Below are 17,605 nucleotides of genomic sequence, written 5' to 3' on the forward strand. Positions count from 1 at the left end.
ATCGCTTCCATCCCGTACTTTAAATAATTTTCCCCTCCATATAAACGGCTAAAGTTTTTAAATGAAGTACAATTATTTTCGATCGGCTAGCTACCCTTCTCCATTTGGAACCGCGCATCAAAATAATTCCGGTTATATTGCATGCTCGGATGCGACGGATTCAGCGCGTACGCCTTTTCATTCTGCTCATAAGCCAACTGATGCTCGCCTAACCGATCATAGCACACGCAAAGCTGCAAATGCGGCAGCCATGTCCATGCGGCGTGATCGATGGGGCCCATGTTCCCCTCCGGCATTTTCGCCTTCGCTGCGGTTTCATACCAGAAGACAGCTTCCTCCAGCCGATTCCGTTCCAGGAAATAGGCGCCGACCCGGCAGCACATTTCAGCCCGCGGCTTGTCATAGATGAGCGCCTGGAGGTACGATTGCAGCATCCTGTGCGAATCGCCCAGCGCCGCATAACATTCGCCCAACCGCAGGCAGCTCGCATACACATCCTCAATCCAGCCTTGATCCGTGGCCAGAAACCGATTGTAGCAGGCAATCGCCTCGTCATAGTAAGCATGATCCTTCAGCTCATTGGCAAAGTAGAACAGATCCCGTGGCGAAAAGCTCTCATTTTCCGCTTCCCGCTTGCGGTAAATGCGCAGATTGCGGTCGGTGTACGCTTTGTCTTTTTTATGTGTGACGGCGATGTCGGCGGCAAACATCTCGCCATAGACGAGCAGTACCTCGTGTACAAGCCCTTCCCACTTGAAACCGCGCGACCGCTTGACCAAGCGATTACGCCGCAAACTGGACGTCACATTGCCCGCTTCGTCGAAAGCAAGATGGTAGTTCATCGAGACGCTATCGACGCTTGGGTCCAACGTATGTTTCAGTTCCTTGAATTTGACGCGGTCCGCTTCCTCCAATTCATCGTCCGCATCCAGCCACAGGATATATTCCTGCGTCGCATTCGAGAACGCGAAATTGCGCGCAGCGCCGAAGTTATCAATCCAGGCAAAATCGTAAATGACCGCGCCAAACGAGGCCGCAATCTCTTTCGTCCGATCCGTCGATCCCGTGTCGACGATCACGATTTCATCTGCAATGCCTTCTACAGACTGCAAGCAGCGGGCAAGCGATTGTTCTTCATTTTTCACAATCATGCACAAGCTTATCGAAATCACATGGATGCCCCCTCATGATGTCCCCTGTTGTTCACGGCTCCCATACCTTCTATTCAATTTATATGTGGCTGGGTCGCAAAGCGTTCGCAAGGACAGGCCGGACTAGGAGGCAGCAGCATAGAGAAAAGTCCGATACAGCACAAAAAAGACCATACACCCGGAGACGCCTCCAGCGTACAGTCTTTGCAAGCTAAACCAATTTTCCGTTCCAGTAATAACTATCTTCCCGATACACTTTAAACGCGATTTCGACTTCCGGAATTCCCAGTGAATGAATATGCTTGGTGAGTACTCCGGCGTAAGCGTCCCGCACGTCCTGTCCTCGTTCAAACCAGCCGACTTCAACAAACGGATATGTTTCGCACACGGTTCCGCCATAGATAGAAACCGTAGGCAGACATTCCAGCATAAAATTATCCTCGCCACAGCCGCACACCTGGGCCAATTCCTGAATCAGCGCTTGGCTGATCGAAGCCATTCTCGGGGCGCTTATTCCTCTAACTACCATATGAGGCATACCCTGATCTCCTCTACTGCTCCTGCATGAAAGTTTTGATCGTTTGCAGCGAAACGCCGGTTTGATGATAAACCTCCATCACAGTCGCGTTCGGGTGCGTGCGCACATACGCCTTCACAACCTGAGTCTCCTCCAGCATCAACTGGGTACAAGCCACACATAGCTGATCCGGCCGATTCATGATCATAGCTCCACATCTCTCACAATTGCCAAGTGACATTTCCACACCCTCCAGGTCCGCGATGAGGCTCTTTTTCGAGCTTTTTCCAACTCTTTCGCTGCGAACCGACAAAACTCCTTTAACCAAGCGTTAATTTTTTATCTCAAAATGCGAAAAAGATCCCCGCGCCGGATCAAGCCCGGCCGCTCGACGTAGCCCACAAGGCCGCGCCTCTGCTGGGCTTGCTGAATGAAAAGCTTCGTGAGCAGCTTGTCGCCGTAATGCTCGGCAATCACCCGCCCCGGCCCGGAGCACGGCTCATTCTCGCCCTCGAGCACAATGCCCGCTCCGCTAGGCAGCATTAAGCGAAGGCCCATCGGCAGCTTTGTCAACTCGGGAATACCGCTCACCACCAGATTCGCGCCGAGCCACTCTCCTTTCACTTCGGGCACACCGATACGCTCCGCAATCTCGCGCAGCTCCTCCACCGACACCAGACTAAGCTGCCGGCGGTTCATAATTTCCTGCCCGCGCTTGTACATCGGCTGGCGCACATCGGCCTTGGCGAAAAGCCCAAAATGTCGATCGCCCTCCATGCCTCCGAACTTCAGTTCAATCTCATCCAAGTCACGTGTAAGAAACGTTTCTCCGTCTGCAATGCACACCGCTTCAATGCGGCCAACCCGTTCCATGAGTTCTCTTCACCCTTTTCGTCTAGTCAAAACCCGCTTACGCCAACAGCGCTTCGATGTCCGGCTCAATCGCCGACGGTTCTGTCCGTGCGCTGTATTGCTTGACAATGTTACCTTCGGCATCCACGAGGAATTTCACGAAATTCCATTCAATGTCGCCTGTACGGTAAGGCTCTGGCGTGTTCGCCAGCAAATACGTGTACAGCGGATGCGCGTTCTCGCCTTTGACGTCGATTTTATGGAATAAAGGGAACGTGACGTTGTAATTCAACTCGCAAAATTGTTTAATCTCCTCATCCGTTCCCGGTTCTTGACCTGCAAACTGGTTGCAAGGGAAGCCCAGTACCGTAAAGCCTTGGTCGCCATATTGCTCATGCAGCGCCTGCAGTCCTTGATAGTGCGGCGTCAGCCCGCATGCGCTTGCGGTGTTGACAATGAGCAGCACTTGACCGCGGTAGGCGGACAGGGATTTTGTTTCACCTGTAATGGTTTGAACTTCAATATCGTAGATCGACATCTGCATCTTCTCCTTCGCATGTGGGGGTTCTTTCCTCTCTTAGTATACCATTCCTGCGGGAAGAGCCCAAATGCCATCACGCCTCTTTATATATGAAGTCAGGTGTGGTATAGTGTTTACCTGCTTTCTTTTCCACAGCAATATATTCCAACTCTTAGGAGGTAACTGATCTTGGACACAGAGACTCAAAGTGCCTATCAAGATGAACTGCAGCGACTCGAACGCACCAATGTGGAGATCGACAAGCAGCTGAAGCGGCTCCGGGAGACACCTGTCTACTACGGGCCCGACCTGACGGAGCAAGCGCTGGAAGTGCAGCGCGAGCATGGCCGTCAAAATTTGGCGAAGGCGATTGATGAGGCCTATTTCGGCCGGTTGGACTTTCAGGAGTCCGGCACTGCATCCCCCGCACCACTCTACATCGGCAAAACCGGCGTCGAAGACGAACGCACCGGCCAATTGCTTGTGATTGACTGGCGGGCACCGGTTGCCAGCTTATTCTATTCCTTCACCGGCGGGCTGGACGCGGCATCCTACGATTCGCCGGACGGCTTGATCGAAGGGCTCGTATACCTCAAGCGCAACCTTGTGGTGCGCAAACAGATTTTGCAGCGCGTCGTCGATACGTACGACCGGGAAGCCGATTCCTTGGCCGTCGGCGATGAATTCCTGCTCTACCGGCTTGGCGAGAATAAGGACAACAAGTTGCGCGACATCGTCTCGACGATTCAAGCGGAGCAAGACCGCATTATCCGTGCCGCTAAAAACACCGCACTCATCATTCAAGGGGTCGCGGGCAGTGGTAAAACGACCGTCGCCCTGCACAGGCTCGCCTTCCTGCTCTATCAATACCGCGAACAGGTTCGCGCAGAGCGCATGATTATTTTTGCTCCAAACTCGATGTTTCTCGATTACATATCAGGAGTTCTACCAGAGCTCGGCGTCGGCAACATTCAGCAGAACACGTTCACCGACTGGGTGCTCGAAGTCCTGGATCACGAAGTCAAGCTCGCCGATCCTGCGCTGACATTGCAAACCTGGTTCTCCCTAGGCAGCGCAAGACCCATCGTCGACGACAACGCTCCAGGCCGTTGGAAAGGCGCCGTCGCTTTCAAACGTGCGATTGACGAGCGCTTGTCCGAATTTGAAAAGACCTACGTGCCCGTCGACGATTTCATCCCATGGGAGGGCGCCAGACTGAAGCTTGCCATGATTCGCGAATGGTTTTTTGTGGAAAATAAACATTATCCGCTGATCAAACGGCGCGAGCGCGTCGTCGCCCGCATCAAACGCTGGATGGAGATGCAGCTTGATAAGGTCTGGGAGCAGACCAAGAAGAAAGAACTCAAGAAAAAAGGCGCGCAGCGTCTGCGCACCTACCTCACGGGCTGGCCGGAGCATACGGCCTTTACGTTCTATAAGCAGTTGTTCGACGGAAAAGACGGCGCAACTGCCGTGCCGGAACCGATCGCGGCCGCTTCGCTCAAGCGCTTCAAGAAAAAAGAAGTGGAGCTCGAGGATCTCGCCCCGCTTTTATATATTCACGCCAGACTGAACGGCGTTCCGTCAGAGCAGCTGTTCGATCACGTTGTGATTGATGAGGCGCAGGATTTCTCGCCGTTTCAGGTCGCCGTGCTCGACATGTATACGCGCAATCATTCTTTTACGATTCTCGGCGACCTCTCGCAAGGGATTCACGCGTATCAAGGCATTCATGACTGGAAGGAATTTTCCAGCCTCTTCGAAGAAAACGGCACCGCCTACTTTGAACTGGACCGCAGCTACCGTTCGACGATGGAGATCATCCAGTTCGCCAACGCCGTGCTGGAGCGCGGCGTCGACAACCCGCTGCTCGCCGTGCCGGTGTTCCGCAGCGGCAACAAAGTGCGCGTGCTGCAGGTAGCGCCGGCCCAGCGCTTTGCGCAGATCGCGCAGGCGCTCACTGCGCTCGAGAGCAGCAGCGCGTCGACCATCGCGGTCGTGACGCGCACGGAGCGGCAGGCGCAGGAGCTGCATGAGCAGCTGACCGCCGCCGGCCACAAAGTCAACCTGATCACGGCGAAGCAGCGCGTGTATCGTGGGGGCATCTCCGTCCTTCCGGTCTATCTGACCAAAGGACTCGAATTTGACGCGGTGCTGCTCGTGGACGCCACCGCCAAGCACTACGAGTCTTCGCTCATAGACGCGAAGCTGCTCTACGTTGGCTGCACGCGCGCGCTGCACGAGCTGTGGCTGCTGGCGCCGGGCGAGCTTTCGCCGCTCGTCGCCGCCGATAATCCCGACATCGTGACAACAGTGTCGCCGTTTTAACCAGAAGAAGCCGCTGCCCCCTGGGGCTTGCGGCTTCTTCATCTGTAAGGTGCCCTGCAGGCTGTGCCAGGCACCGGTCTTGCCTGGCGATTGAGCGAGAAGGCATTCAACAGCCCACCGCCTAATACGCCACCAACACGCCGCCCTCGCCGGCATACGTGCCGATGACCGTGCCCATGTTCGCGAACAGGACGTTGCGGAACGGATGCTTTTGCAGCAGCGCCTGCATGAAATCGCGGCCTCTCGCCTCGCAATTGCTGTGGGCGATAGCGATGACATCCTTGTCGTAATCGTGCACCTTGGCGTCCAGATACGTCATTAACTTTTTCAGTGCCTGCTGGGTGCCGCGAATTTTCTCTACCACTTCGATCGTGCCTTCATCGCTTTTCTTCATTAATAGTTTAATATTCAGCACGGATGCCACTGTACCGCGAACGCGATCCAAGCGGCCGCCTTTGATCACATTTTCCAGCGTATCCAAGAAAAAGAACGTGTCGCTCTTCGCAATCGCCGCATGCACCCCGCGCACCACGTGCTCGAACGGTACTCCGGCCGCAGCCTGCTGTGCCGCTTGATAGACCAGCACCCCCAAGCCTAGCGAGGTCGTCATCGAGTCGATCACTTCAATGCGCCCGGTATACCCCTCTTCGAGCAGCATCTCCCGCGCCATAACAGCGTGATGATAGGTCGAACTGAGCTGAGCGGACAGGCAAATGACAAGCAGATCCCGATCAGCGCCCTCCTTTTGAAACTCATGGAGAAAATGCTGGGGAGACGGACTCGCCGTTGTCGGCAAGCTGCTTTCCACTTTCATTCGCGCATAAAAATCCGTGAGCGCCATATCCGGCTTCATGCACTCCTCGCCGAACTGTACGGAGAGCGGAACGACCGAAACCCCGATCTCCCCCACAATTTCACCCGGAAGGTCGCAGCTGCTGTCTGTCATAATCTTGATCGTTGTCATCGCTGTCCACATCATTTCTTATTTTTTGGCGTATACAATTCCGACGGTCTGCGGCCCGCAATGGCTGGAGATGACGCAGCCGGCTTCCGTCACATAAACCCTGTTCATGCCCGTAAGCTCTTCAATTCGCTGCTTTACATATTCCGCTTCCTCCGCCGCCTTCGCGTGCGTAATGAACATAAACGACGTGTTCATGGCGTCTATATTGACCAGAGTGTTGTCAAGCAGCTGCGCAAGCACTTTCTCGCGTTTGCCGCGAACTTTATCCGTCAGTGTCATCGCGCCGTCAATCACTTTTACGACCGGTCTAATTTTCAAAAGACTGCCGATATAATGCTGCACGCTTGAGCACCGCCCGCCTTTATGCAAAAACTCCAGCGTATCGATAATGAATTCGACGTCGATTTTGGGGATCATCCCTTCAACGATCGACTGAATTTCTCCAGCGCTCTTGCCCTGCTCCGCGGCTTCCGCCGCCGTCAGCACAAGCATACCGATGCCAGTCGACAGGCTGCGGGAATCGATCACCGTAATGCGTCCCTCCGGGAACGCGTCGGAAGCGATTTTGGCATTTTGATAGGTGGATGAAACTTCGGACGAAAGCCCGATATACACAATGTCGTCACCCGCCTCGATGACGGGACGAAACGCATTTTCAAAATCGGCCGGCGATGGCGCCGCTGTCTTCGGCAGCTTACCTGTTTCCGCCACCCGCTGGAATAACCTTTCCACATGCATCGTCACGCCGTCCTTATACGTCTCATCCTCGAAAACCACATAGAGCGGCACAACCCCAATCTCGTGCTGCCGCAGCAGCTCCGCTCCCAAGTCACTTGTGCTATCGGTAAAAATACGGACACGTGACATGCCACTTACCACCTTATCTCCGAAGTCTCAAATTCATGTGAAGATTATCACGTCCAGATCAGGCTGTAAAGACCTTCTCTTAAAAGCCGTAGATGGTCATCCCGCCGTCGACAAACAGGGTCTGACCCGTAACGTAATTGGCCGCATCCGATGCCAGAAATACCGCCGGCCCCACGAGCTCTTGCAGCTCGCCGACTCTGCGCAGCGGCGTTCTTGCGATAATCTCGGCCAAATAGTCAGGCTGATCCAAAATTTTCTCCGTCAGCGGTGTCCGGAAATACCAAGGCCCGATCCCGTTCACGTTAATGCCGTAGGGACCCCACTCCAACGCGAGCACTTTGGTCATCTGAATCATCGCCGCCTTCGTCGCGGCATACACGACGCCTGTCCGAAGCGCCACATGCCCAGCGACAGACGCGATATTGATGATACGGCCGTACGACTGCTCACGCATATGTCCACCCACAATTTGGGAGCATAAGAACGCCGACTTGAGATTCGTTTGCATGATCTTATCCCATTCTTCATCCGTCACGGCCAGCGCCTGGCTGCGGATGTTCATGCCCGCGTTGTTGATCAAAATATCAATGCGGCCGGTCTGCTGGATAACTTCTGCCACCGCCTGCTCGATGTCCTCCCGCTTCGTGACGTCGACTGTCATCGGGTAGGCTTGTCTGCCTAGAGCGCGAATCTCCTCCGCAACAGCGGCAAGATCGCCTGCCGTCCGGGCAAAAATCGCCACGTCCGCCCCCGCTTCCGCGAGGCCGATCGCCAGCGCCCGACCGATCCCCCGGCCGGCGCCTGTCACAAGCGCAACTTTATTTTTCAACTCAAATGAAGGTAAAAACATCTCCGCATCGTCCTATCTATGTTGTAATTAATGCCTTAAAGTAATTGGAAAGAAGGGTTGTCCTATGTCAATGACTTATAGTGCTAAGGAAGAAAAAGCCAACGCCATTTCTCATGGCTTCGGAATTGTGCTAAGCCTCGCCGCGCTTGTCCTGCTAGTCGTGATCGCCTGTCAGGAAGGCAACGGTTGGCATATCGTCTCGTTCAGTATTTTTGGAAGCGCGCTGCTTCTGCTTTACACCTGCTCCACGCTGCTGCACGCCTTTCAGACGCCGCGGGTAAAGGATGTATTCGAGGTACTCGATCATGCCGCGATTTATGTGCTGATTGCCGGCTCCTACACACCGTATCTGCTTGTTACGCTGCGCGGCGCGCTGGGTTGGACGTATTTCGGCGTCATCTGGGGACTCGCCATCCTCGGCATTGTACTCAAAGTGTATTACGTCAAAAGGTTCGTTCTCGTTTCAACCCTGTGCTATATTCTCATGGGCTGGCTGATCGTCGCGGCCTTCAAGCCTCTTTATGAAAACCTGGCGCTTGGCGGTATCATCTGGCTTGTCGCTGGCGGGCTCCTCTATACGTTCGGTTCCATCTTCTATGTATGGCGGCGCATCCCCTACCACCATGCCATCTGGCACGTGTTTGTACTTGCTGGCAGCGCCTGTCATTTTATATCCGTTTTCGGCTATGTCAAGTAACATTCGTTCAGGCAAAATCGAACTGCTGCAGCTGCTCCAAAAGAGCGGCTTCCAGCCGGTTCGCCACTTGCTCATAGCCATCTTCGTTCGGGTGAATGGCGTCATCGGAAATATAGCGCATCGCCTGCCCGACGAAGGCGTCATATACCTGTACAACACACAGATGCGGCTGCTCCAGCTTGCGCAGGAACAGATTGAACCGCTGCACCCAATACGCCGCATCGGGAACTTGAGGAATCGGATTATATAAACCGATCACCGCAATGAGCAAGGGCTTGGCAATGCCGGCACGAATTTTGTTAATGGCATTAATCATTCGCCGGTAATTGATTTCGTACGTGTGCAGCGCGGTTTTAAGCACCGCTTTGTCGCCTTCGTAAAAGAACGGAATCGCCGCTTGGATCAAATCGTTGCCGCCCGCTGTAATCGTCATGAGAGTCGCTTTCTGGATTTCCATTTGCAATTCGGCATCGGACTTGATGGCTTCCAGCAGTTGCTCAGTAGTCGCACCGTTTGTGCCCGCATGCTTCAGTGTAACCGGCACGTTCAGCTTGCTTTCGAGTCTATTCTGCAAAATGGGAACGAAGCCATGCCCTTCCGAAGCACCATAACCAACGGTCAGTGAATCGCCAAACGCCAAATAATGTATTCTTTTTTCCACTGCCATCCTCTCCTCTAAGCGTGACGTACTATACTATATGCGTCAGAGCCCAAATTGGGAAGGGATACATTTACGTGGACATTCGCCATTTTTTTACACGCTTACATGGTTCGCTACGAAATCTTCAATCTGCGCCTTTTCCATCGGGGTAAATTGAAATTCACAATCGCAGCCGCCATCGTGCAGCACGATTTGGACAATATCGCCATGGACGTTGCAGATCACAAGGACGGACGGATCTTCCAGATCTTCCGGCTGGGCTTGTCCGGCTTTGAACGTCAGATCCAGATACAGATCCCGCCATTGCCCACGCTCCTCCGCCTCTCGAAACTTCAAGTCAAACTTATGTTCCTCGTGCTCAGCACCGTATTTCATCATCCGGGTTGCCGCCTTTCTCTTGTGCGTATTGGTAGTTCGATCTCCTTTATACTACAATGGAGTGTAGAAGCAATCAATAAAGGAGTCCTGCTGATGAAAAACGCGATATCCGCTGAAATTGACCAATATGCTGATGAGTTTAAAGATATTTCCCGCTACATCGGCGCAAATCCCGAACTCGGCCATGAAGAATTTAAAGCATACGCCCGACTGACGGCCGCGCTGGAAAGCCACGGCTTCGCCATTAAGCACGCCGTGCTGGACATCCCGACGGCGTTCCTCGCGACGTACGATTCCGGCAAGCCCGGCCCCATCGTCGCCTACTTGGCGGAGTACGACGCGCTGCCGGATCTGGGCCACGCGTGCGGACATCATCTCATCTGCATGATGAGCATTGCCGCCGCCGTCGGCCTGAAAGCCGCCCTCGCGGAGACGGGCGGCAGCATCCGCGTGTACGGCACGCCCGCGGAGGAAACCAAAGGCGCCAAGGTGCCGATGGCGGCGGCCGGTTTGTTCCGTGACGTGGACATTGCGCTGATGGCGCATCCGTACTACACGTTCGAGAAATCCGGCGAATCGCTGGCCATGGACGCGATTCAGTATGAGTTTTTCGGCCGCGCCGCGCATGCGGCCGCCCAGCCGTATGAAGGCATCAACGCGCTCGATGCCGTCATTCAGTTGTTTGGCGGCGTGAACGCGCTGCGACAGCAGGTGAAGACCGATGCCCGCATTCACGGGATCATCAAGGAAGGCGGCCAAGCGCCGAACATTATTCCCGATTATGCGGTCGCGCAATTTTATGTGCGCTCGGGCTCGCGGGCGTACACGAACGAGCTTGTCCGCAAAGTGCTTGCCTGCGCGGAAGGCGCCGCCCTGCAAACCGGCTGCACGCTCAAGACGTCGAACTACGAGTATTCGTACGACGAGCTGCGTACGAATCACACGTTGTCCGACGTATTTACGAAGCAGCTGCTAGAAATGGGAGTGAAGCCGGAGGAGATCGAGATCGGGAAGGATCACGGCTCGCTCGATCTAGGCAACGTGTCGATCCAATGCCCGACGATCCACCCGTTCGTCAAAGTCGTGGGCGAACGCCATATGCTGCACACGAAGGAATTCCGCGATTTAGCGCTGCAAGAGCCTGCACTGGACGCGATGATTTTCACCGCCAAGGCGCTTGCCTATACGGCATACGACGTGCTGGCCGACCCGGCTCTGCTGGCGTCCATTAAAGAAGAATTCGCTCGGCTTCGCTGAGCGAATTCTTCTTTTTTTACCAGACTAGCTAGTCCCCCTCGTTGCTGCGCAAAAACAGCGCGACCCCGATCAGCAGGATCAGTCCTGCGCCAAGCTGGATGAGCGTGATTTTTTCGCCGAGCAAGAAATACGCCAGCAGCGACGCGCCCAGTGGCTCGCCAAGCACCGTCATGGAGACCGACGAGGCTTTCATATATTTGAGCAGCCAATTGAAGATGTAGTGGCCGAAAATCGTCGACACGACGGCGAGCAAGCCGAACACGATCCAATCGCGCAGCGGGTAACCGGTGAACGCTTCCCCGGTGTACACATTCGTCACCGCGAGCGTCAGCCCGGCAAACAAAAAGACGAAAAAGCTGTACACGAACGCCGAAATGTGATCGCGCAGCTTTTTGCCTAGCAGCATGTGGAAAGCGACCGCCATCGTCCCGATGAAAGACAGAATATCCCCCCGGAGCGCCGTCCCCGAGAACCGAAAATCGCCCCAGCCGATGCAAATAGCGCCAATGATTGCAAGAATCATCGCCAAAAGCGCCTCGCGGCTAGTCCGCACGCCGTGCAGCACAAACGCGCCGGCCAGCACGAAAATCGGCTCCAGCGTCAAAATCGCCGTCGAACTGGCCACCGTCGTATAATGGAGCGACTGCATCCAGAACAGGAAGTGCAGGCCCAGCATAATCCCGGACATCGCCAGCCTTCCCCACTCCCGCCAGCGAATGCGCCGGATCTCAGGCAAGTGCCCCCATAGCAGCGGCAGCATCAGCACGTTGGTGATAAACAGCCGGTACATCGCCGTCACCGCCGCCGAAGCGTCGGACCAGCGAACGAAAATCGAGGAAAACGAAATCGCGATAATCGCAATCACAATGAAGATCGGAATAGGGATTTTGGTGCGGTTCATGGCATTCATAACAAGTAAACTCCTTAAGTCGTCATCTCATGTAGTCATCAGATAAGTATATCGGAGGTTGCTTGGCTTGCCAATGATTATTTGAACTACGTTCAAATAATTAAGAGGCCGTCCCGCCGCCGATTTCCTCAATAAAACTAGCCATCCTCTTTCCGCCAAACGCTATCTCCCCCCTCGATCCCACCACATTCGTTAAAACTAGCTGAATCTCTTTAACTAGCACCACCATCCGTATCTACTACCAACCACCGCTCCCCTTAAGTAGCTGCCTTACTGCTGGATGCGCGCTTGCTGCTGCAATCCTGTATTTCCTACAGCAAATTCTGCTAAAACGGCGTGTTTGTGAAGAAGAACCTGCATTTCGTACAGCTAAATCTAACCGCTGGCACCGAAATCAGCCCATTTTCTAGGAAAACACTAAAATTTGCTGTACTTTTTGCATGATCACCTCTCAAATCGGGCATTTTGGCGAAATTTATTGTACTTTTTGCAGGTGCGTCGGTTGGTGGAGGCGGTGGAGGGTAATTCCGGGGTTGGATATAGATGCCCGCTGTGACACAACTACAAAAAAAAACTACCGCCACCCCTCAGGGCGATCGATAGGTTTTTTCCAACGAACTTAGTCCAACACCGCGCTCATATGCTTCTTCGTCACAGACCAGTGCGATGTGTTCCAGATCGACTCTTTGTTCTTGAAGTACAAAATTTGCGGAGACGCATGCTTGATGCCCAAGTCTTCGGCAATCTGATTCGACACAGGGCGAGACTCGATCACTTTTACCATATAGTAGTCCACGTCGCCATTGTGCTCGCCAGCCAAGTATTCCTCGAATTCATCCATCGCGCTTGCGCTGACCGGACACGTTGTGCTGTGCTTGAGGATAACCGCCGGCTTGTCTGAGGACTGCTCCCATACTTGCTGCCATTCGTTTAACGACGTTAATTCTTTCCATGCTGCCATGTGCCGCCACTCCTTTATTTTTGTTATTTAATAATGATTATAAAGTAAAGGTGGCAGGGAAGCAATCTAACTACAGACAAGATACCAGCTAGCACGAAATTTAGTTAAGTTTAAAAGAAGATTGAATTGCTTCTACGTCCTTGGATAATTGCAGATACTCACTCTTCCTCTTCTCATCTTCAAGTGAATATTGAACATCGGTAGGCGTACTGAACGTAAACACGGCATCGTCAGTTTCTCCAACTTTCGTAATATGGATAAGCTTAATCAACTCCTCCCCTTCCTCCAGCCATTTGCTTTTCGTCCAGACATCAATAACGAATAGTCGGCCACCTGAAGATTTATTGAAAGGATTTGAAAATACAACGCGATTGTCTTCCTCACTAATCTCATACTTTCCCTCCCAAGCTTTCGGAATCATCAAGCTAAAATGATATTTGGCGTTCGTATAACCAATCTCTTTAGCCCCGTTCATCTGGCCTGAACGATTGCACGCGGCGAGCATCCAAACAAATAGAACGAAAACGATGCAGCAGGGTATCGCCCTTTTCATACACGTCCCCCTCTCTCCAATTAAATTGTAAAATAATTCCACATACCCAAATTAACAAATAACCATGAACTGCGTAAATAGTTACAATGGCCTAGATATACTCGAGCACAAAAATCCCCCGCACCTTTCGGCACAGGGGACACGCTCCATCAAGCTCTCGCTTGCAAAAACTGACGGAAAAGAAACACGGCTTTCAGCTTCAGCAGATCGTTCACCTTTTTAAAATCGACCTGCAGCAGGTCGCTGATCTTCTCCAATCGATATGTGACAGTATTCCGATGAATGAATAATTGCTTCGCCGCTTCGCTCACTTGGCCGTCGTTGCGGATGAACACCTCAAGTGTGCGGATCATTTCTTGGGAGTATTCTGGGTCTTTCTCGAGCAGCGGGCGTAAAATTTTGGCGCAATAATCTTCCATGCTGGCGGAAGTGAGATGCTGGAACAGGTGCGCGAACTCGATCGTTTCGTATTGCAGTACCCGGTCGGGCAGGCTCAGCTTCGCCGCCATTCGCTGCGTCTCGCCGCATTCTTGATAAGCTTCGCGCAGCGCGTTCGGCTTCATTTTGACGCCAGACATATAGAATACGAACCCGTCATCGCGGGAGCCGGCGTCCCCATCGAATTTGCTGAGCAGTTGCGTCAGCTCCTCTTCCGGAAATCCGTCCGCTTGCGTCGTTGAGTAAATCGAGAATAGACGATCTTTCAGCATAAAATGAAACCCGCGCAGCTGGCTCGCCTTGGCATGCGAGTCCATGTACGGTTTCACGTCGCTCAGCCTTTGCGCGACGGAATCGGTCGACAGGCTTTCCACTTTGCTTTTACCGATGACGCACTGATAGGCTCCGGTGAAAATAAACGAACCTCGCGCCTCCGCCATCTCAATAAAGTCCTCCAGCGAAGTCCCTTTCTCCAGGTAGCGGATCAGTTGATTTTGCAAATCCCGCTCGGCCGTCGCCTCCACATGAGAGCGGAACGTGTAGCTCATATGGAACGTTAAGATGTCCGCGGCCTGATGAAACAACCCCTCTTCCACCGTCGCCAGCAGCATCACGTCCGGGATGATGAGCAAATGGCCGAGCGGTTCGTCGTCCTGCTGCTGCAGCCCAACGCGATAGGCGCGGTCTTTGCCGGCGTAAACCCAGCCGGATTTGCGCTTGCGCGGCCAATTCTGCGCAAGCTGCTCCTCGCTCCACGCGCTCGTATTATATAAAACCTGGCCCCGCGCCCCGACAACTGCCATCGGATATCCCAAAATCTCACCGATCATGTGGAACATCGCTCCCATGTTGTCTTGCTTAAGGCCGAATTGCATCAGCTTCTTCTGCTTTTCGAGTACAGTTTGCAGCAACTCGGTGTTGCGCTTGTATTCCGCATTGAACAAAGCGTTCATTTGATCGGAAAACGTAAATTGAAAAGGCATTTCGATAATCGGAAAATGGAGCCGGTCCGCTTCCTCCACCACAACCTGCGGAAGCTCCGTCCAAAATCGCCCCAGCTTAATCCCGAGACCGGCTGCGCCGCGCTCATTTAATTTGCGCAGTAAATTCACCGTCTCCTGCGGGTTGTCTTTCATCGCGAACGCCGTTGTGAACAACATCTCGCCGGATTTCGTCCAATCGGCAATGTCCGGCGCATCCATCACGTTGACGGATTTCACGATGCGGGTTTCGCCCTGCTTGCCTGCTACCAATTTCGCTTCTGTTAATGGATATATAGTTAATGCTTCTCGAATAGTCAGATGCATCTCGCTTCCCCCTTCGCCTTAGCCTTTGTACCGATTATAGGATGATCACCCTCGTTCAGTCAATGCTATTATGTCATATAATATAACATATTAGGCGGCTTTTCGAAAATTTCACGAAAAATTAAAGATTGTATGTTAGTTTATATAACATTCAATAAATATATCTCCACGCCAAAAAGGACGCAGCTGCCGCCAAAAGCGGAACTCCGTCCTCACGTGTCATGCGCTCACCTCAAATCACGCGAAATGTCCCCGTTCCCATCGTCCCCAGCTTCCCTTCACTGTCCGTCACGCGGCCTTGCGCGGTCAACATTTTACGGGACTGGTGCACGAGCTCCGCCGTCACGAGCAATCGTCCTGCATATAACGGAGAAACGAAATGCACATTGAGATTCGTCGTGACAACCTTCTCCTCCGGCCTGGCGGTCATGGTGACAATGCCCATCGCTGTGTCCAGCAGCGACGATAAAACGCCGCCGTGCACCATCCCGATCGGATTGAGGTGATGCGGCTTGGCTTCAAGCGCAATCGTCACCACCCCATCCTGGATGTGGACGAACTCACAGCCTAAATACCCCCAAAAGGTGGACGCTGCGGCCTCGGCTAATCGCTGCATGTTATGATTGATCACATTTTCTGAATCGTCCATCGGACTCCCCCCACTTCGCTTGTAAAGGGCTTCCCCTTTTGCTATAAACCGTCACGCCGTCGTCTCGTCCTCCAGCAGCTTCCGCCGCAGCACCTTGCCGACCATCGTCTTCGGCAGCGATTCGCGGAATTCGACTTTCCGCGGCACTTTGTAAGCGGCCAGCCGCTCCCGGCACCAGGTGTCGAGCTCCTGCACGGTCAGGGTCATCCCCGGCTTGACGACGATGAACGCCTTCACCGTTTCACCCCGATATTCGTCCGGCACGCCGGCAACCGCCGCCTCCAGTATAGCCGGGTGCTCATACAGCACCTCTTCGATCTCCCTCGGATAAATATTATATCCGCCGGCGATTATTAAATCCTTCTTGCGATCGACGATCAAGAAAAAGCCATCTTCATCCATCCTGCCCATATCGCCGGTATACAGCCAGCCGTTCTTGAGCGTCATGGCCGTTTCCTTCTCGCGTTTCCAGTAGCCCTTCATCACCTGCGGGCCTTTAATAATAATTTCCCCGATGACGCCGACGGGAAGCTCCTCTCCGGTATCCGAATCGACCACCCTCACATCTGTGTCCGGGAATGGCAGGCCGATTGAGCCGATTTTGCGGAAGCCCCAGATCGGATTCGCATGGGTAACCGGCGATGCTTCCGTCAACCCATACCCCTCGATCAATCGACCATGGGTCAGTTCTTCGAATCGCTCTTGAACCTCCAACGGCAAAGGCGCTGAACCGCTTACACATATATTAATAGAAGAAAGATCAAGCTCCTTGGCCCGCTTATGATTGATGAGGCCGACATACATCGTTGGAGCACCGGGAAAAATGGTCGGCTTCAGCTTATGAATCGTATCCAAAATCATATCGATATCAAACCGCGGAATTAGAATCAGCATCCCCGCCTGGTACATGGATTGATTGAGCAGCACCGTCAAGCCGAATACATGAAAGACAGGGATCGCGCCAAGAAAGCGGTCTCCCCCCTCTTCCCTGCGATAGCACCACCTGCTGGTTTGAATCGTGTTGGCAACCAGGTTGCTGTGGGTCAGCATCACCCCTTTGGCAAACCCGGTTGTGCCGCCCGTGTATTGCAGAAGCGCAATATCTTCGTCGCTGTCCACGACGGCGCAGGTCGGCTCGTTCGAGGCCGTGCGAAGCAGCTTTTTGAAGGCGTGTACGCCTTCTCCGTAGACCACATGAAGGGGAGTGCCGTCTTTGCGCATTTTAATCGGATACAGCAGATTCTTGGGAAAAGGCAAATAATCTTTAATCGATGTAATGATGACATGTTGAATGGCGGTGTGCACTTTCGCTTTTTGCACGCGGTTAAAGAGCAGATCGAGCGTCACGATCACCCTCGCCTCCGAATCGGAGAGCTGATGAATCAGCTCCCGTTCGACATACAGCGGATTCGTCATCACGACGATCCCGCCCATCAGCAGCGTGCCATAGTAGGCAATAATGGCGGACGGACAGTTCGGCAGCATAATGGATACGCGCTCCCCGGGGAGCACACCCAAGTCCTGCAGCGCATGTGCAAATCGATAAGAGGCGTCCAGCAATTCGCGATACGTTACATTCGTGCCCATAAAATGCAAGGCGTTCCGCTGCGGATACCGGTGGGCCGAATCGATCATGAACTGCGCAAGATTATGCTTCGGGTATTCATAAGTCGGCGCCACCTCCGCCGGATAATGGCGAAGCCACGGCTTTGCTCCACTCATCGCATACCATCCCCTTCAAGTAG

19 protein-coding genes are annotated in these 17,605 nt (G+C 53.5%); 3 read left to right on the forward strand and 16 right to left on the reverse strand.

Going from position 1 to position 17,605, the window contains the following annotated elements:
- Positions 1 to 86: 86 nt before the first annotated feature.
- From ABE504_RS18155 to ABE504_RS18175, 5 genes are all read right to left on the reverse strand, one after another.
- On the reverse strand, positions 87 to 1,172 hold the full coding sequence (locus tag ABE504_RS18155) for a glycosyltransferase (protein ID WP_430091263.1): 1,086 nt from the start codon (positions 1,170 to 1,172) through the stop codon (positions 87 to 89).
- Positions 1,173 to 1,362: 190 nt separating this feature from the next.
- Positions 1,363 to 1,689, reverse strand: coding sequence for a DUF1904 family protein (locus ABE504_RS18160; RefSeq protein ID WP_430091265.1), 327 nt, complete (start codon positions 1,687 to 1,689; stop codon positions 1,363 to 1,365).
- Between the two features lie 13 nt (positions 1,690 to 1,702).
- On the reverse strand, positions 1,703 to 1,870 hold the full coding sequence (locus tag ABE504_RS18165; RefSeq protein ID WP_430091266.1) for a hypothetical protein: 168 nt from the start codon (positions 1,868 to 1,870) through the stop codon (positions 1,703 to 1,705).
- Between the two features lie 137 nt (positions 1,871 to 2,007).
- On the reverse strand, positions 2,008 to 2,541 hold the full coding sequence (locus ABE504_RS18170; protein WP_430091268.1) for an MOSC domain-containing protein: 534 nt from the start codon (positions 2,539 to 2,541) through the stop codon (positions 2,008 to 2,010).
- A gap of 37 nt (positions 2,542 to 2,578) precedes the next feature.
- Complete coding sequence (locus tag ABE504_RS18175) at positions 2,579 to 3,058, reverse strand: glutathione peroxidase (RefSeq protein ID WP_430091270.1); 480 nt, start codon at positions 3,056 to 3,058, stop codon at positions 2,579 to 2,581.
- Between the two features lie 171 nt (positions 3,059 to 3,229).
- On the opposite strand from ABE504_RS18175, the gene ABE504_RS18180 reads away from it, so the two are divergent.
- The gene (locus ABE504_RS18180) at positions 3,230 to 5,368 is read left to right on the forward strand and encodes a HelD family protein (protein WP_430091272.1); all 2,139 of its coding nucleotides are present in this window, start codon (positions 3,230 to 3,232) and stop codon (positions 5,366 to 5,368) included.
- A gap of 121 nt (positions 5,369 to 5,489) precedes the next feature.
- Here ABE504_RS18180 and ABE504_RS18185 read toward each other — a convergent pair whose 3' ends face one another.
- The 3 genes from ABE504_RS18185 to ABE504_RS18195 form a co-directional block, all read right to left on the reverse strand.
- On the reverse strand, positions 5,490 to 6,332 hold the full coding sequence (locus ABE504_RS18185; RefSeq protein ID WP_430091274.1) for a DegV family protein: 843 nt from the start codon (positions 6,330 to 6,332) through the stop codon (positions 5,490 to 5,492).
- A gap of 18 nt (positions 6,333 to 6,350) precedes the next feature.
- Positions 6,351 to 7,199 (reverse strand): DegV family protein, encoded by an 849-nt coding sequence (locus ABE504_RS18190; RefSeq protein ID WP_430091276.1) that lies wholly within the window; start codon positions 7,197 to 7,199, stop codon positions 6,351 to 6,353.
- A 79-nt stretch (positions 7,200 to 7,278) separates the two neighbouring features.
- The gene (locus ABE504_RS18195) at positions 7,279 to 8,049 is read right to left on the reverse strand and encodes an SDR family NAD(P)-dependent oxidoreductase (RefSeq protein WP_430091278.1); all 771 of its coding nucleotides are present in this window, start codon (positions 8,047 to 8,049) and stop codon (positions 7,279 to 7,281) included.
- A gap of 70 nt (positions 8,050 to 8,119) precedes the next feature.
- Between ABE504_RS18195 and trhA the strand changes: the two genes are divergently transcribed.
- Complete coding sequence (gene trhA / locus ABE504_RS18200) at positions 8,120 to 8,746, forward strand: PAQR family membrane homeostasis protein TrhA (RefSeq protein WP_430091382.1); 627 nt, start codon at positions 8,120 to 8,122, stop codon at positions 8,744 to 8,746.
- Positions 8,747 to 8,753: 7 nt separating this feature from the next.
- Here the strand turns inward: trhA and ABE504_RS18205 are convergent, their stop codons facing one another.
- Together ABE504_RS18205 and ABE504_RS18210 are read right to left on the reverse strand one after the other, a co-directional pair.
- Positions 8,754 to 9,407: a GDSL-type esterase/lipase family protein gene (locus ABE504_RS18205; protein WP_430091279.1), complete on the reverse strand. Its 654-nt coding sequence runs from the start codon at positions 9,405 to 9,407 to the stop codon at positions 8,754 to 8,756.
- Positions 9,408 to 9,500: 93 nt separating this feature from the next.
- Positions 9,501 to 9,785 (reverse strand): hypothetical protein, encoded by a 285-nt coding sequence (locus tag ABE504_RS18210; RefSeq protein WP_430091280.1) that lies wholly within the window; start codon positions 9,783 to 9,785, stop codon positions 9,501 to 9,503.
- Between the two features lie 93 nt (positions 9,786 to 9,878).
- Here ABE504_RS18210 and ABE504_RS18215 point away from each other — a divergent pair, with 93 nt between their 5' ends.
- Positions 9,879 to 11,042, forward strand: a complete 1,164-nt coding sequence (locus ABE504_RS18215; protein WP_430091282.1) for a M20 family metallopeptidase — start codon at positions 9,879 to 9,881, stop codon at positions 11,040 to 11,042.
- A gap of 28 nt (positions 11,043 to 11,070) precedes the next feature.
- Here the strand turns inward: ABE504_RS18215 and ABE504_RS18220 are convergent, their stop codons facing one another.
- The 6 genes from ABE504_RS18220 to ABE504_RS18245 form a co-directional block, all read right to left on the reverse strand.
- Positions 11,071 to 11,952, reverse strand: a complete 882-nt coding sequence (locus tag ABE504_RS18220; protein WP_430091283.1) for a DMT family transporter — start codon at positions 11,950 to 11,952, stop codon at positions 11,071 to 11,073.
- A 619-nt stretch (positions 11,953 to 12,571) separates the two neighbouring features.
- Positions 12,572 to 12,913 carry a bacillithiol system redox-active protein YtxJ gene (ytxJ, locus tag ABE504_RS18225; RefSeq protein ID WP_430091284.1) on the reverse strand — a complete coding sequence of 114 codons (342 nt, stop codon included), beginning with the start codon at positions 12,911 to 12,913 and terminating at the stop codon, positions 12,572 to 12,574.
- A 100-nt stretch (positions 12,914 to 13,013) separates the two neighbouring features.
- Positions 13,014 to 13,466, reverse strand: a complete 453-nt coding sequence (locus ABE504_RS18230) for a methyltransferase (protein ID WP_430091285.1) — start codon at positions 13,464 to 13,466, stop codon at positions 13,014 to 13,016.
- A gap of 149 nt (positions 13,467 to 13,615) precedes the next feature.
- On the reverse strand, positions 13,616 to 15,211 hold the full coding sequence (locus ABE504_RS18235) for a PucR family transcriptional regulator (RefSeq protein WP_430091287.1): 1,596 nt from the start codon (positions 15,209 to 15,211) through the stop codon (positions 13,616 to 13,618).
- A 232-nt stretch (positions 15,212 to 15,443) separates the two neighbouring features.
- Positions 15,444 to 15,860, reverse strand: a complete 417-nt coding sequence (locus ABE504_RS18240) for a PaaI family thioesterase (protein ID WP_126143803.1) — start codon at positions 15,858 to 15,860, stop codon at positions 15,444 to 15,446.
- Between the two features lie 51 nt (positions 15,861 to 15,911).
- Complete coding sequence (locus ABE504_RS18245; RefSeq protein ID WP_430091288.1) at positions 15,912 to 17,582, reverse strand: long-chain-fatty-acid--CoA ligase; 1,671 nt, start codon at positions 17,580 to 17,582, stop codon at positions 15,912 to 15,914.
- Between the last annotated feature and the right edge of the window lie 23 nt (positions 17,583 to 17,605).

This window comes from Paenibacillus oryzisoli (genome assembly GCF_050467285.1).
Classification (GTDB): Bacteria; Bacillota; Bacilli; order Paenibacillales; family NBRC-103111; genus Paenibacillus_E; species Paenibacillus_E oryzisoli_A.

Bases quoted from the DNA above. Each gene is read 5' to 3' on its own strand.
- ABE504_RS18160 (WP_430091265.1), bottom strand. From the start codon at position 1,689: ATGCCTCATATGGTAGTTAGAGGAATAAGCGCCCCGAGAATGGCTTCG.
- ABE504_RS18165 (WP_430091266.1), bottom strand. From the start codon at position 1,870: ATGAATCGGCCGGATCAGCTATGTGTGGCTTGTACCCAGTTGATGCTG.
- ABE504_RS18170 (WP_430091268.1), bottom strand. From the start codon at position 2,541: ATGGAACGGGTTGGCCGCATTGAAGCGGTGTGCATTGCAGACGGAGAA.
- ABE504_RS18175 (WP_430091270.1), bottom strand. From the start codon at position 3,058: ATGTCGATCTACGATATTGAAGTTCAAACCATTACAGGTGAAACAAAA.
- ABE504_RS18185 (WP_430091274.1), bottom strand. From the start codon at position 6,332: ATGACAACGATCAAGATTATGACAGACAGCAGCTGCGACCTTCCGGGT.
- ABE504_RS18190 (WP_430091276.1), bottom strand. From the start codon at position 7,199: ATGTCACGTGTCCGTATTTTTACCGATAGCACAAGTGACTTGGGAGCG.
- ABE504_RS18195 (WP_430091278.1), bottom strand. From the start codon at position 8,049: ATGTTTTTACCTTCATTTGAGTTGAAAAATAAAGTTGCGCTTGTGACA.
- trhA (WP_430091382.1), top strand. From the start codon at position 8,120: ATGACTTATAGTGCTAAGGAAGAAAAAGCCAACGCCATTTCTCATGGC.
- ABE504_RS18210 (WP_430091280.1), bottom strand. From the start codon at position 9,785: ATGATGAAATACGGTGCTGAGCACGAGGAACATAAGTTTGACTTGAAG.
- ABE504_RS18215 (WP_430091282.1), top strand. From the start codon at position 9,879: ATGAAAAACGCGATATCCGCTGAAATTGACCAATATGCTGATGAGTTT.
- ABE504_RS18220 (WP_430091283.1), bottom strand. From the start codon at position 11,952: ATGAATGCCATGAACCGCACCAAAATCCCTATTCCGATCTTCATTGTG.
- ytxJ (WP_430091284.1), bottom strand. From the start codon at position 12,913: ATGGCAGCATGGAAAGAATTAACGTCGTTAAACGAATGGCAGCAAGTA.
- ABE504_RS18230 (WP_430091285.1), bottom strand. From the start codon at position 13,466: ATGAAAAGGGCGATACCCTGCTGCATCGTTTTCGTTCTATTTGTTTGG.
- ABE504_RS18235 (WP_430091287.1), bottom strand. From the start codon at position 15,211: ATGCATCTGACTATTCGAGAAGCATTAACTATATATCCATTAACAGAA.
- ABE504_RS18240 (WP_126143803.1), bottom strand. From the start codon at position 15,860: ATGGACGATTCAGAAAATGTGATCAATCATAACATGCAGCGATTAGCC.
- ABE504_RS18245 (WP_430091288.1), bottom strand. From the start codon at position 17,582: ATGAGTGGAGCAAAGCCGTGGCTTCGCCATTATCCGGCGGAGGTGGCG.